13 protein-coding genes and 1 pseudogene are annotated in these 12,003 nt (G+C 68.1%); 2 read left to right on the top strand and 12 right to left on the bottom strand.

The window, feature by feature from the left end:
* A complete protein-coding gene (gene arsC / locus V5F67_RS07685; protein ID WP_394022031.1) occupies positions 1-423 on the top strand; it encodes an arsenate reductase (glutaredoxin) in 423 nt (140 codons plus the stop codon).
* A gap of 17 nt (positions 424-440) precedes the next feature.
* On the top strand, positions 441-1,502 hold the full coding sequence (arsB, locus tag V5F67_RS07690) for an ACR3 family arsenite efflux transporter (RefSeq protein ID WP_394022030.1): 1,062 nt from the start codon (positions 441-443) through the stop codon (positions 1,500-1,502).
* Between the two features lie 13 nt (positions 1,503-1,515).
* Here the strand turns inward: arsB and V5F67_RS07695 are convergent, their stop codons facing one another.
* From V5F67_RS07695 to V5F67_RS07750, 12 genes and pseudogenes are all read right to left on the bottom strand, one after another.
* A complete protein-coding gene (locus V5F67_RS07695; RefSeq protein ID WP_394022029.1) occupies positions 1,516-2,742 on the bottom strand; it encodes an ArsB/NhaD family transporter in 1,227 nt (408 codons plus the stop codon).
* A gap of 152 nt (positions 2,743-2,894) precedes the next feature.
* Entirely contained in the window at positions 2,895-4,136 is a 1,242-nt protein-coding gene (locus V5F67_RS07700; protein ID WP_394022028.1) for an ammonium transporter, read from the bottom strand.
* 100 nt (positions 4,137-4,236) lie between these two features.
* Positions 4,237-5,262, bottom strand: coding sequence for an urea transporter (gene yut, locus V5F67_RS07705; RefSeq protein ID WP_394022027.1), 1,026 nt, complete (start codon positions 5,260-5,262; stop codon positions 4,237-4,239).
* Positions 5,263-5,276: 14 nt separating this feature from the next.
* Positions 5,277-6,212: an urease accessory protein UreD gene (locus tag V5F67_RS07710; RefSeq protein WP_394022026.1), complete on the bottom strand. Its 936-nt coding sequence runs from the start codon at positions 6,210-6,212 to the stop codon at positions 5,277-5,279.
* A 4-nt stretch (positions 6,213-6,216) separates the two neighbouring features.
* A complete protein-coding gene (gene ureG / locus V5F67_RS07715; RefSeq protein WP_394022025.1) occupies positions 6,217-6,864 on the bottom strand; it encodes an urease accessory protein UreG in 648 nt (215 codons plus the stop codon).
* 27 nt (positions 6,865-6,891) lie between these two features.
* Entirely contained in the window at positions 6,892-7,572 is a 681-nt protein-coding gene (locus V5F67_RS07720; protein ID WP_394022048.1) for an urease accessory protein UreF, read from the bottom strand.
* Between the two features lie 179 nt (positions 7,573-7,751).
* Positions 7,752-8,393: pseudogene (locus tag V5F67_RS07725) on the bottom strand (urease accessory protein UreE); the annotation flags it as partial.
* A gap of 23 nt (positions 8,394-8,416) precedes the next feature.
* The gene (gene crcB / locus V5F67_RS07730) at positions 8,417-8,800 is read right to left on the bottom strand and encodes a fluoride efflux transporter CrcB (RefSeq protein ID WP_394022024.1); all 384 of its coding nucleotides are present in this window, start codon (positions 8,798-8,800) and stop codon (positions 8,417-8,419) included.
* Positions 8,801-8,810: 10 nt separating this feature from the next.
* Positions 8,811-9,194 (bottom strand): fluoride efflux transporter FluC, encoded by a 384-nt coding sequence (locus V5F67_RS07735; protein ID WP_394022023.1) that lies wholly within the window; start codon positions 9,192-9,194, stop codon positions 8,811-8,813.
* Positions 9,195-9,255: 61 nt separating this feature from the next.
* Complete coding sequence (locus tag V5F67_RS07740; protein ID WP_394022022.1) at positions 9,256-10,974, bottom strand: urease subunit alpha; 1,719 nt, start codon at positions 10,972-10,974, stop codon at positions 9,256-9,258.
* A gap of 33 nt (positions 10,975-11,007) precedes the next feature.
* Entirely contained in the window at positions 11,008-11,418 is a 411-nt protein-coding gene (locus V5F67_RS07745; protein ID WP_394022021.1) for an urease subunit beta, read from the bottom strand.
* 20 nt (positions 11,419-11,438) lie between these two features.
* Positions 11,439-11,741, bottom strand: a complete 303-nt coding sequence (locus V5F67_RS07750; protein WP_394022020.1) for an urease subunit gamma — start codon at positions 11,739-11,741, stop codon at positions 11,439-11,441.
* Positions 11,742-12,003 lie beyond the last annotated feature (262 nt).

The raw sequence follows: 12,003 nt of genomic DNA on the forward strand, positions 1-12,003 counted from the left end.
ATGGACGTCGTCATCTATCACAACCCCGACTGCGGCACCTCGCGCAACACGCTCGCCATGATCCGCAACGCCGGCGTCGAGCCGCACGTCGTGGAATATCTGAAGACGCCGCCAGCCCGCGCCCTTCTGGCCGATCTCCTCGTCCGCGCGGGCCTCAGGGCGCGCGACGTGCTGCGCGAGAAGGGCACGCCCTATGCGGAGCTCGGCCTCGGCGATCCGGCGCTCTCCGACGACGCGCTGCTCGACGCGATGATGGCCCATCCCATCCTCATCAACCGGCCCATCGTCGTGTCGCCCTTGGGCGTGCGCCTGTGCCGCCCGTCCGAGCTGGTGCTCGACCTTCTGCCGCCGCAGCAGGGCGCCTTCGCGAAGGAGGACGGCGCGCGCGTGGTGGACGAGGCCGGCCGCCGGATCACCGGCTGAACCATCGGAGCGCGTTCATGTCCCTGTTCGAGCGGTATCTCACCGTCTGGGTCGGCTTGTGCATCGTCGTCGGTGTGGCCCTCGGCCATCTGATGTCGGCGGCGTTCCACGCCATCGGCGCCGTGGAGATCGCGCAGGTGAACCTGCCGGTCGCCGTCCTGATCTGGCTGATGATCGTGCCGATGCTGCTGAAGATCGATTTCGCGGCGCTCCGGGAGGTCAGCCGGCACTGGCGCGGCATCGGCGTGACGCTGTTCGTCAACTGGGCGGTGAAGCCGTTCTCCATGGCCCTCCTGGGCTGGCTGTTCATCGGCTGGCTGTTCCGCCCGCTGCTGCCGGCGGACCAGATCGACAGCTACATCGCCGGCCTCATCATCCTCGCCGCGGCGCCGTGCACCGCCATGGTGTTCGTGTGGTCGAACCTGACCAAGGGCGAGCCGCACTTCACCCTGTCCCAGGTGGCGCTCAACGATGCCATCATGGTGGTGGCGTTCGCCCCCATCGTCGCGCTGCTGCTCGGCCTTTCCGCCATCACCGTGCCGTGGAGCACCCTCGTGCTCTCGGTGGTGCTCTACATCGTCATCCCGGTGATCGCCGCGCAGGCGCTGCGCCGCCGGCTGCTGGCCCGGGGCGGGCAGGGGGCCCTGGACGCGCTTCTCGCCCGCCTCGGCCCGCTCTCCCTCGGCGCGCTGCTGGCGACCCTGGTGCTGCTGTTCGGCTTTCAGGGAGAGGCGATCATCGCCCAGCCCCTCGTCATCGCGCTGCTGGCGGTGCCGATCCTGATCCAGGTCTATTTCAACGCCGGCCTCGCCTACGTCCTGAACCGCATGGCGGGGGAGGCGCATTGCGTCGCCGGCCCCTCGGCCCTCATCGGCGCCTCGAACTTCTTCGAGCTGGCGGTGGCGGCCGCCATCGCCTTGTTCGGCTTCAGCTCCGGCGCCGCGCTCGCCACCGTGGTGGGGGTTCTGATCGAGGTGCCGGTGATGCTGTCCGTGGTGTGGATCGTGAACCGCTCGAAGGACTGGTACGAGGCCGGCGCGCCGTCCCGCGCCGCCGAAGGCGCGCGTTCGCGGCGGTGAGCCCGGCCGCGTCTCATTGCAGGTACAGGATCCATCCGGCCGCCAGCAGGAGGCACAGCAGAGAGGTGGGCACGCCCGCCCTGGCGAACTCGGCGAAGCCGATGGTGATGCCGTTCTTCCTGCCCTGCTCGGCGACGATGATGCCGGCGAGGCTGCCGAAGATCACCGCGTTGGACGAGAAGCCGGTGCCGAGCGCGATCGCCGCGCCGAGGGCCTCCGGCTGCGCGGCGCCGGTGAGGAAGGGGGCGGCCAGCATCACGGCGGGGTTGTTGCCGACGATGTTGGACACCACCGACATGATGATGAGCATGGACATGGGGTCGTGCAGGTTGAAGCCGACCGAGCGCAGCCATGCGATCAGCTCCTGCGGCAGCCCGGTGGCGGCGACCGCCGCATTGACGATGAACAGGCCGATCAGCATCACCAGCAGGTCGCCGTCCACCAGGCCGATGAGCTTTTGCGATTCCACGCGCCGGCTGACCAGAAGGATGCTGGCGCCCAAGAGCGCGATCAGCATGTGCGGCCAGTCGGTCGCCACGAAGCCGACGATCACGGCCGCGGTCACGACGAAGGCCTTGGCGGTCTCGCCCACGTCGAGCGGCTGCGGCGGGGCGACACGTGCGGCGCCGGCTCCGGGGAGGTCCCAGCGGCCCCTGTAGAAGAGCACCAGCACCAGCCAGATCACCGGCAGGCCGATGAGCGACGGCAGCGCCGCGAGCTTCATGAAGCCGAGGAAGGAAAGGTGCAGCGTCTCGGCGGCGATCATGTTCTGCGGGCTGCCGATGAGGGTGGCCGAGGAGCCCACGTTGGCGGCGAAGCAGAAGGCCAGCAGGAAGGGCACCGGGTTGAGCCGCCGCGCCAGGCAGATCTGGCAGAAGATCGGCGTCATCGCCACCACCACCACGTCGTTGGTCAGCAGCGCCGACAGGCTGGCGGAGACGGCGATGACGATGGCGAGCAGCGCCTGCGGGCCGACCTTGGCGGCGCCCACCGCCCGCGCTGCCCAGTCATAGAAGCCGGAGACCGAGAAGGCGGCCGAGATGATCATGAGGCCGGCCAGCAGGCCGAGGGCGTTGTAGTCGATCGACTGCCACGCGGCGGCCGGCGTGATGATGCCGAGGGCGATGAGCAGCATCGCCCCCACCAGCGCGGCGCCGGTCCGGTCGAGCCGGAAGCCCGGCAGGTGGCCGACCCCCATGGCGACATAGACGAGGACGAAGATCGTGAGGGTCAGGTCCATGGGCGCCGTGGCGGGAGAGGGAAGGGGAACGCGTAAGCGGCATGCACCCCGATGGCCCCGGATGCATGCCGCTCCCGCACGGTCGGCCCCCCGGCAGCGCGGGCGCGGCCGGGGGATCAGGTCTCGGCCGCGCGGGCGCAGCCGGGGAGGGATCAGGCCTTGCCGCCGCGATCCATGTTCCAGAAGTTGAAGGCCTGCTCGCCATACATGGTCGTGTCGAGGCCCTTCTCCTGGAGCGTGTCCGGCACCCGCAGCACGCCCATGCCGTCGAGGATCTTGAGCAGGATGAAGGTGATGAGGCTGGCATAGGCCGCGACGATGGCGACCGCGAGCGCCTGGACGCCGAGCTGGTGCATGCCGGCCGACACCTGGTTGATGTGCGCGCTCGCCAGCACGCCGATCAAGAGGGCGCCGGTCATTCCGCCGACGCCGTGGGCGCGCCAGACCTCCAGCGAGTCGTCGATCTTCAGCCAGCTCTGCACATGCTTGGCATGGAAGCAGACGGTGGCGCCGATGGCGCCGATGGCGAGCGCCGCCATGGGCTCCACATAGCCCGAGGCCGGGGTGATGGTGGCAAGGCCGGCCACCGCGCCGACCAGGACGCCGGAGAAGGACGGCCGGCCCTTCTCGCGCCATTCCCAGAACATCCACACCAGCATGGCGATGGAGCCGGCGAGCATGGTGTTGGTGAAGGCGTAGGCGGCGAGCGCGTCGGCCGCATAGGCGCCGCCGGCGTTGAAGCCGAACCAGCCGAACCACAGCAGGCCGGCGCCCAGCGCCACCAGCGGCAGGCTCGCGGGCTCGGATTCGCTCTCGCCCGGCGCGAGCTTGCGCTTGCCGAGATAGGCCGCCGTCACCAGCGCCGAGAAGCCCGCCGCGGTGTGGATGACGATGCCGCCGGCGAAGTCGACGACGCCCATCTTGGCGAGGAAGCCGCCGCCCCAGATCCAGTGCGCCGCCGGCAGGTAGACCAGGATGGTCCACAAGGCGATGAAGGCGAGGTAGGCGCCGAAGCGGAAGCGTCCCACGAAGGCGCCCGTCATCAGCGCCGGGGTGATGATGGCGAACATCATCTGATAGGCGAACACCATGATGAAGGGGATGGTCGGCCCCATGGCCGGGTTGGGCGCGACGCCGACGTGATACATGCCGAAATAGGGCACGATGTTGCCGATGACGCCGCCGATGTCGGGGCCGAAGGCGAGGCTGAAGCCGCCGAACACCCAGATCAGGCCCACCACGCCCATGCAGACGAAGTTCTGGATCATGATCGACAGCATGTCGCGCTGCTTGACGAGGCCGCCGTAGAACAGCGCGAGCGCCGGGGTCATCATGCACACCAGCGCGGTGCACAGGAGGATGAAGGCTGTATTGCCGGCATTGATGCTTTGCATTGGCGTGTCCTTCCTGAGGGCCGCCTCGCGGCGGCGCAGATACGCGTGTGACAGGGGGGCCGGACGGAGCAGGACGCGCCCGCTCCGCCGCGGCTTGGTCTCAATGCGCGGCGGGATGCGCCGGCGCCTCGCCCGTTCCCGCCGTGCCGTCGTCGTGGACCATGTGGCCGGCCACGGGCTTGTGCGGATGCGGAGCCAGGAGCTTCTTGGGAGCGATGAAAAGATACATGGTCAGCACGTAGGGGGCAGTGAAGGACGGAATGCCCGTGGGCGCCACCATGACGTCGAGCGCACCCTGGACGAACACCGTCACCACCGTCGCCAGCAGAGCATAGATGATGACCTTCGGCTTGGGATTGAGGAAGATCACGCCCACCGCCATGGCCGTCAGCACCGGGCTGAAGCCGTAGAGGCCCTGGGTCACCGCGGCGGGATCGGCGCCCATGGCGATGGCGACGACCATCGCCACCAGCGATCCGCAGATGGCGGCGATGCCCGCCGGGACCGAGGCGATCAGGATGCCGGCGAGGATGATGGCGCCGCTGATCCAGCTGCCGAGGAGATACACCTGGCCGATGTTGCGGAAGAATATCTCCACCAGCTCCATGGGCGCGGGAATGGCGACGATGCCCTGCACGTAGTCGGTGGGCAGCTTCGGCGTGTCCCCCGTCACCTGCAGCCCGCCGAAGGAATAGGCGCCCGCGACCATCAGCCAGCCGGTGAGCACGAACGGCCCGGTGGAGCCGGGGATGCTCCATCTGGCGGTCAGCGTCGCGCTGAAGGCGGCCGTGACGACGGTGCTCGCCGCCGCGCCCACCACCACATAGACCCACAGCTGCGGCGAGGCCGCGATGAAGGTGGGCAGCGCCGCCCCCACCAGGACGCCGTTGAAGCCGTAGAGGCCGGACGAGACCGACTCGTCGTCGCACTCCATCAGGCGGGCGGTGAGGGTCGCCACCACCACGCCGACGGCCGCGCCGATGGTGGTCGCCCAGACGCCGGAGACGTAGGACGCATAGGCCATGGCGACGAAGAACACAGCGCCGGTCAGCGCGTTCTCCATGAAGAAGACTTGGCTGGTGCCGCGCAACGCCTGGATCGCAAAGTTGGCTCTCGGCTCGGACATGCTCGCCCCCTAGATCATCGCCACAGGAATTCTTCCGGAAGGGTGCGTCCGCGCGCCTCCTCGCGGACGATGCGCCAGAACCGGCGCACCTCGCCGCGCACGTCGTAGGTCTCGACGCCCACCGCGCGCAGCATGAGGCCCGCCCCGTTGGGCAGGCGGCTGACGCCCGAGATCGCGCGCGGCGCATCGGGCGGAAAATTGGTCTCGAACCGCTCCTTGACGCGCGCGGCGACGTCCGGTGGCGCCAGGCACATGATGTTGGCGAAGGCGTCGTAGCCCCGCATCACCGCCGGCATGTCGACGGTCGGATCGCCCTTCTCGATCAGGATCTTCTCGGCGAAGAGCTTGCGGCCGTCCGGCCGGCGCACCGCCACGGCGACCGACAGCAGATCGAGGCCGAACCGTTCCTCCGCATGGTGGTGCTTGCGCCCGGCCAGCATCATCTCGCCATAGAGCAGCGTCGCGTCCTCGGCGATGACGATGTCGGTCTGGTTGATGAAGCGCGAGCCGCGGTAGGGGATGGTGAAATCGGGCAGGTATTCGAGATAGGCGCCGGCCTCCAGCGTCACCGTCTGGTGCTGCGAGGCGTAGTTGGCGTCCATCTGATGGACGCGGTTGGCGCTCTGCGAGGTGACATGGGCGCAGGCCCCGGCCCCCACATGGATGTCGATCTTGTAGCGGTCGCCCTGGAGGATGCCGCCGCCGATGGAGATGATGGAGCAGATCGGCAGCTCCGGCATCGCCTCGTCCCAGTAGAGCGCCCGCTGCACCAGGAGCGGCGTCACGCGGTAGAGGTCGGCGAGCACCGAGCGCCCGTCGCGCAGCGAGAAGCCGAGGCGCAGCTCGCCCACCTTGCCCGGCGCGGCGGCGCGCATCTGCGCCGGCTCGCTCTTGAAGCCGGTCAGTTCGCGCGCCGCGTCCAGGCGGCCGAGCTGCTCGTGGAGCGCCATGGCGTCAGGCATCCGCCTTGGCGGGAGGCGTGACCTTCACGTCGAACAGGGCCATGTCGAGGATCAGGCGAATCAGTTCGTCGATCCCCTCGCCGGTCTTGCAGTTGGTGAAGATGAAGGGCTTCTTGCCGCGCATCAGCTTCGAGTCGCGGTCCATCACCTCCAGGCTCGCGCCGACATAGGGCGCAAGGTCCTTCTTGTTGATGACCAGGATGTCGGACTGGCACACGCCTGCGCCGTTCTTGCGCGGGATCTTGTCGCCGGCGGCGACGTCGATCACGTAGATGTAGAAGTCGGCCAGCGCCGGGCTGAAGGTGAGCGTCAGGTTGTCGCCGCCGGATTCGATCAGGATCACGTCGCTGTCGGGATACTTCTCCTCCAGCTCCTCCACCGCGGCGATGTTCATGGAGGGGTCCTCGCGCACCGCGGTGTGCGGGCAGGCGCCGGTCTCGACGCCGACGATCTTCTCCTCCACCAGCACGCCCTTGAGCGTGCGGCGCACCTGCTTGGCGTCCTCGGTGGTGACCACGTCGTTGGTGATGATGAGCGGCTTGATGCCGAGGTCGATGAGGCGCGGGGTGATGGTCTCGATGACCGCCGTCTTGCCGGAGCCGACCGGGCCGCCGATGCCGATGCGGGTGATCTTCTTCATAGGCCGCTTCCTTTGCCGATGCCGCGCTCAGTTCATGAACAGGCGGACATGGGTGGTGGTGTGGTGCGCCACGAGCACGTCGAAGACGGGGGCGAAGGACGCCATCTCGTCGAGCGCGAGGTCGCGCACCGCCAGATAGTCGTCCTCGACGCGGCCCTGCGCGGTGAACAGGATGCGCTGGGTGTCGAGATGGTCGATCCGCATCAGCCGCAGCGCCGCGCTCAGGATCATGGAGGCGATGCCGTACTGGTGCATGACGAACGCCTCCACCTCGTCGACCCCCATGTGCGCCAGCGCCAGCGCCTGGCCGACCGGCAGGCAGCCGGGGGTCGCCTCCGCCTTGATGGCGTCGAGCCAGCGCGAGAGGCCGGGGGAGGGCATGATCTTCAGCACCAGCTCGGCGAACTTCTTGCCGGTGCGGGTGAGCATTATCTGCTGCTCCTCGCCCACGCGCCGGCAGAACAGCTCGCGGTCGACCTCGACGATGGCGGCGTCGTCGCCGGCGAGCGCGGCGCGGTGGGCGTGGAGGAGGGCGATGCCATCCATCCGCGCCGTCTGGCGCAGGATCATCTCCACATAGCTCAAAAGGCTGTCGGGATCGCGGACGACACCGGTCTGCAGGGCCGACTCGAGGCCGTTCGAGAACGCGAACGAGCCGATCGGCAGGGTCGAATCCGAGAATTGCAGCAGGCGCGCCAGATGCACCATGCCGGAGGATGTGCCGCGCGCCGATGTGCCCGAGGTCGCCATCACTTCACCGATGGCCGGCCGTGAGCGTGGGAATGCGGATGGTCGTGGTCATGGTGGTGATGGTCGTGGTCGTGGTCATGATCATGGTGGTGATCATGGGAATGGGCGTGGGTGTGCCCGTGGGAGTGCCCGTCGGCGTGCTCGTGGGCATGCTCGTGCGAATGGCTGTGGGCATGCGCATGGCTGTGGGCGTGGCCGTGGGCCTGCGCCTCCCCATGCGCATGGGCGCCGTGATGATGGTGCGGCGTCGCGTCGGCGCCCGCGAACAGCAGGCGCACCTCGCGCGCGTCGAGCTTGGCGGCGATCTCCTCGCCGGGCGCGAAGCGGGTCTTCACGTGCTCGAAGGCGTGGGTGCGCATCACCGACGCCATCACCTTCTGGTCCACCGAGAGCGGGACGTAGACGGTGGACCCCTTGATCACCGCCGGCCAGTGCTGGTTGCCGAGGCCGTGGCCCAGCTCGAAGCAGGTGCGCAGGATCTCGGTGGGCGAGAGCTTCTCGATGCCCTCCAGCTCGATCACCAGCACGTCCTTCAGCGCGATGCGCGCGGCGACGATGACCTTCGCCGCGGCGTCGTAGTGCAGCACGTCGCCGTCGTGCAGGTGCTCGGAGCGCGGCAGCGAGATGGCGAGCTCGATGCCGCCCTCGCTCGCCTTGCGCAGGCGGTTCTTGGGCGCCTCCCACTGCTCCAGAACCAGAAGATCGACCGCGGCGCCGCGCGCGCGCTCCTGCCATTGCGGATCGCGCAGGTTTCCGAGCGTGGTCTCGACCAGAATCATGAGTACCTCCGAGGGACCCGTCTTCACGTGCGGCGCAGGCGCGCCGCAGCCTGAAGGCCGAGCCAGGTGACGCCGTAGCCGACAACAAGACTTGAGAGGATATAGAGCAGCGAAAGGCCCAGATGGCCGGGCGCCCGCATCTCCGAATAGGCGCCGAAGATGAAGCTCGAAAACGTGGACATGCCGCCGCAGAAGCCGGTCGAGATCAGCAGCACCGCATGATCCGACACGCGCCGCGCCGCGTGAAGGCCGAAGATCAGGCCGAGCAGGAACGAGGCCAGCATGTTGGCGGCGAAGATGTCGACCGGAAACGCCGCGCTGTCGCGCTGGAACAGCAGCATGAACAGCTCGCGGGAGATCGCCCCGAGCCCGCCGCCCACGAACACCAGGACTGCCGGCGGCCCCATGGATGCCTCCCTACGCCCGCGCCAGCGCGACTCCGGCCGCGGCGGCCAGGAGGCCGGCGCCGACGGAGGCGGCGAGATAGAACACGGAGAGCGCGTGACGCCGCGCCGCCGCCATCTCGACCGCGTCGAGCTGCATGGTGCTGAAGGTGGTGTAGCCGCCGAGGAGGCCGGTGAGCACCAGCGACGAGATCACGTCGCCGTAGCGGTGCTCCCAGCCGATCGCCAGGGAGGCCGAGATGTAGGCGAGCACGAACGCGCCGGAGACATTGATGAGGAAGGTTCCGGCCTTGAAGGGCGCGGCGATGCGCCGGTCGACGAGGCGGCCGACCTGCCAGCGCAGCAGCGACCCGACGCCGCCTCCCAGGCCGATCCACAGGATGTCGATTGTTTCCATCGCCTGGTGCCGCCCGGACTGATGCGGAGGGGCGGGGCCCCTCCGCGGACTTGTGCGAGGCTCAGCTGAAGAAGTGAAGCTGGCTGAGCGGGATGCGCGTGGCCGGCTCGATCGTGGCGTGCTTGCCGTCGACCGTCACCGCGAACGTCTCCGGATTGACCTCGATCGCCGGCATGGCGGTGTTGCGCACCATGGAGCTCTTCGTGATCGTGCGCGTGCCGTAGACCGGCACCACCTGCGACTTGAGCTGGTAGCGGTCGACGATGCCGTCCTCGTGGGCGGCGTGGGAGGTGAAGGTCACCCGGGTCTTGGGCAGCGCCGAGCCCATGGCGCCGAACATCGGCCGGTAGATCACCGGCTGGGGCGTCGGCAGCGAGGCGTTCGGATCGCCCATGAGCGACCAGGAGATCATGCCGCCCTTGATGACCATCTTCGGCTTGGCGCCGAAGAAGGCCGGCTCCCACAGCACGAGGTCGGCCATCTTGCCCACCTCCACCGAGCCGATGACGTGGGACACGCCCTGGGCGATCGCCGGGTTGATCGTGACCTTGGCGACGAAGCGCAGGACACGCTCGTTGTCGTTGCCCGAGGTGTCGCCCGCATAGGCGCCCATGCGCTGCTTCATCAGGTCGGCGGTCTGGATGGTGCGCGCCCAGTTCTCGCCCACGCGCCCCATGGCCTGGCTGTCGCTGGAGAGGATCGAGATCGCCCCGAGGTCGTGCAGCACGTTCTCGGCGGCGATGGTCTCGGCGCGCACGCGGCTCTCGGCGAACGCCACGTCGGTCGGAATCTTCGGGCTGAGATTGTGACAGATCATCGTCATGTCGAACAATTCGGCCTGGGAGTTGATCCCGTAGGGCAGGGTCGGATTGGTCGACGAGGGGATGACGTTCGACAGGCCCGCCACGCGGATGATGTCCGGGGCGTGGCCGCCGCCGGCGCCTTCCGTGTGGTAGGTGTGGATGGTGCGGCCCTCGAAGGCGGCGATCGTGTTCTCGACGAAGCCGGCCTCGTTCAGGGTGTCGGTGTGGATGCAGACCTGGATGTCGTAATTGTCCGCCACCGTCAGCGCGGCGCGGATCGCCGCCGGGGTCGAGCCCCAGTCCTCGTGGATCTTGAGGCCCATGGCACCGGCGCGGATCTGCTCCTCCAGCGGCAGCGCGGCGGAGCCGTTGCCCTTGCCGAGCACGCCCGCATTCACCGGCCACGCATCGAACGAGCGGAGCATCATCTCGATGTTCCACGTGCCGGGCGTGATGGTGGTGCCGTTGGTGCCGTCGGTCGGGCCGATGCCGCCGCCGAACAGCGTGGTGACGCCGTTGGAGAGCGCCGCCTCGGCCTGCTGGGGCGAGATGAAGTGGACGTGCGCGTCGATGCCGCCGGCGGTGAGGATCAGGTGTTCGCCGGAGATGGCGTCGGTGCCCGGGCCGAGGGCGAGGCCGGGGGTGACGCCCGACATGGTCGACGGGTTGCCGGCCTTGCCGATGGCGCAGATCAGCCCGTTCTTGATGCCCACGTCGGCCTTGATGACGCCCTGGCGGGCGTCGAGGATGGTGACGTTGGTGATGACGAGATCGGGCGCGCCGGCGGCGCTGGTGAGCTCGTTGTCGTAGCCCATGCCGTCGCGCAGCGTCTTGCCGCCGCCGTAGACCGCCTCCTCGCCATAGACCCGAAGGTCCTTCTCGATCTCGATGTAGAGACCGGAGTCCGCGAGGCGGATCTTGTCGCCCGTGGTGGGGCCGTAGAGGTCCGAATATTGCTGCCTCGAGATCTTGGCCATCTCAGAGCTCCATTCCCGTGGTGTTGCGGCGCGTCACGACTTGCTCTTGAACCCGTAGCGCTTGGCGCGCTCCAGGGCGTCCGTCAGGCGCGGGCGATAGTCGTCGTAGTTCTCGTCGCCGACCCAGCCGTTGACGAGGCCGTTGAAGCCCAGCACCCGCTGCTTGCCCTGGTAGGGCACGAGGACGACCTCCTTCTCGTCGCCGGGCTCGAAGCGCAGCGCCGTGGTGGCGGGGATGTTGAGGCGCTTGCCGAACGCCTGCTCGCGGTCGAATTCGAGCGCGGCGTTCACCTCGAAGAAATGGAAGTGGGAGCCGACCTGGATCGGGCGGTCGCCGGTGTTGCGGACCTTCAGCGTCGTGGTCGGATAGCCGGCGTTGATCTCGATGTCGCCCGCGCCGAGCACGAGGCCGCCGACCGGGGTCTTCGTCTGGTCATTGCTCATGGTTCTGCCCTCGGGCTTGGCTATTTGATCGGATCGTGGACGGTGACGAGGCGGCTGCCGTCGGTGAACACGGCCTCCACCTGCACATAGGGGATCATCTCCGCGACCCCCTCCATCACGTCGGCGCGGGTGATGGCCTTGCCGGCCAGCTCCATCACCTCCTCGACGGTCTTGCCGGCGCGCGCGCCGTCGAGCGCGGCGACGGAGATCAGGGAGACCGTCTCCGGGTGGTTGAGCTTCAGGCCCTGGTCCTTCCGCTTCTGGGCAACCTGGGCGAGCATGTAGATCAGAAGCTTATCGATTTCTCTGGGGGTAAAATGCATAAGCTGCCTCCTCTTCATTCGCCGCTGGTTGCAGGCCGCCCGGCGCTCTTGCGCTCGCTTGCGCAAGCGTGGCGTTGATAGCAGATACCGCCGCGATTGTCCTCTCGCAATTTGAGAATCTTTAAAATTTTTCAATTGCTTGAACGATGGTACACCGCCCGGGTGAGGGGCGGTCGCGTCCGGTCTGGTATTATGGAGTGCTTGAGCCGCGCGATCCATATCCCAATTCGGGTACTTTCATCTTTGGTCTCGGCATCAAAAA

The sequence above is a fragment of the Xanthobacter pseudotagetidis genome, from assembly GCF_043194795.2.
GTDB classification, from domain to species: Bacteria; Pseudomonadota; Alphaproteobacteria; order Rhizobiales; family Xanthobacteraceae; genus Xanthobacter; species Xanthobacter tagetidis_A.

Excerpts from the sequence above, each read along its gene's own strand:
- V5F67_RS07710 (WP_394022026.1), bottom strand. The coding sequence starts at position 6,212 with ATGGCGCTCCACGAGCAGCTCGGCCGCCTGGACGCGGCGCGCGAACTG.
- V5F67_RS07745 (WP_394022021.1), bottom strand. The coding sequence starts at position 11,418 with ATGAGCAATGACCAGACGAAGACCCCGGTCGGCGGCCTCGTGCTCGGC.
- V5F67_RS07720 (WP_394022048.1), bottom strand. The coding sequence starts at position 7,572 with ATGGTGCATCTGGCGCGCCTGCTGCAATTCTCGGATTCGACCCTGCCG.
- V5F67_RS07700 (WP_394022028.1), bottom strand. The coding sequence starts at position 4,136 with ATGCAAAGCATCAATGCCGGCAATACAGCCTTCATCCTCCTGTGCACC.
- crcB (WP_394022024.1), bottom strand. The coding sequence starts at position 8,800 with ATGGGGCCGCCGGCAGTCCTGGTGTTCGTGGGCGGCGGGCTCGGGGCG.
- arsC (WP_394022031.1), top strand. The coding sequence starts at position 1 with ATGGACGTCGTCATCTATCACAACCCCGACTGCGGCACCTCGCGCAAC.
- V5F67_RS07735 (WP_394022023.1), bottom strand. The coding sequence starts at position 9,194 with ATGGAAACAATCGACATCCTGTGGATCGGCCTGGGAGGCGGCGTCGGG.
- ureG (WP_394022025.1), bottom strand. The coding sequence starts at position 6,864 with ATGAAGAAGATCACCCGCATCGGCATCGGCGGCCCGGTCGGCTCCGGC.
- yut (WP_394022027.1), bottom strand. The coding sequence starts at position 5,262 with ATGTCCGAGCCGAGAGCCAACTTTGCGATCCAGGCGTTGCGCGGCACC.
- V5F67_RS07750 (WP_394022020.1), bottom strand. The coding sequence starts at position 11,741 with ATGCATTTTACCCCCAGAGAAATCGATAAGCTTCTGATCTACATGCTC.
- arsB (WP_394022030.1), top strand. The coding sequence starts at position 441 with ATGTCCCTGTTCGAGCGGTATCTCACCGTCTGGGTCGGCTTGTGCATC.
- V5F67_RS07740 (WP_394022022.1), bottom strand. The coding sequence starts at position 10,974 with ATGGCCAAGATCTCGAGGCAGCAATATTCGGACCTCTACGGCCCCACC.
- V5F67_RS07695 (WP_394022029.1), bottom strand. The coding sequence starts at position 2,742 with ATGGACCTGACCCTCACGATCTTCGTCCTCGTCTATGTCGCCATGGGG.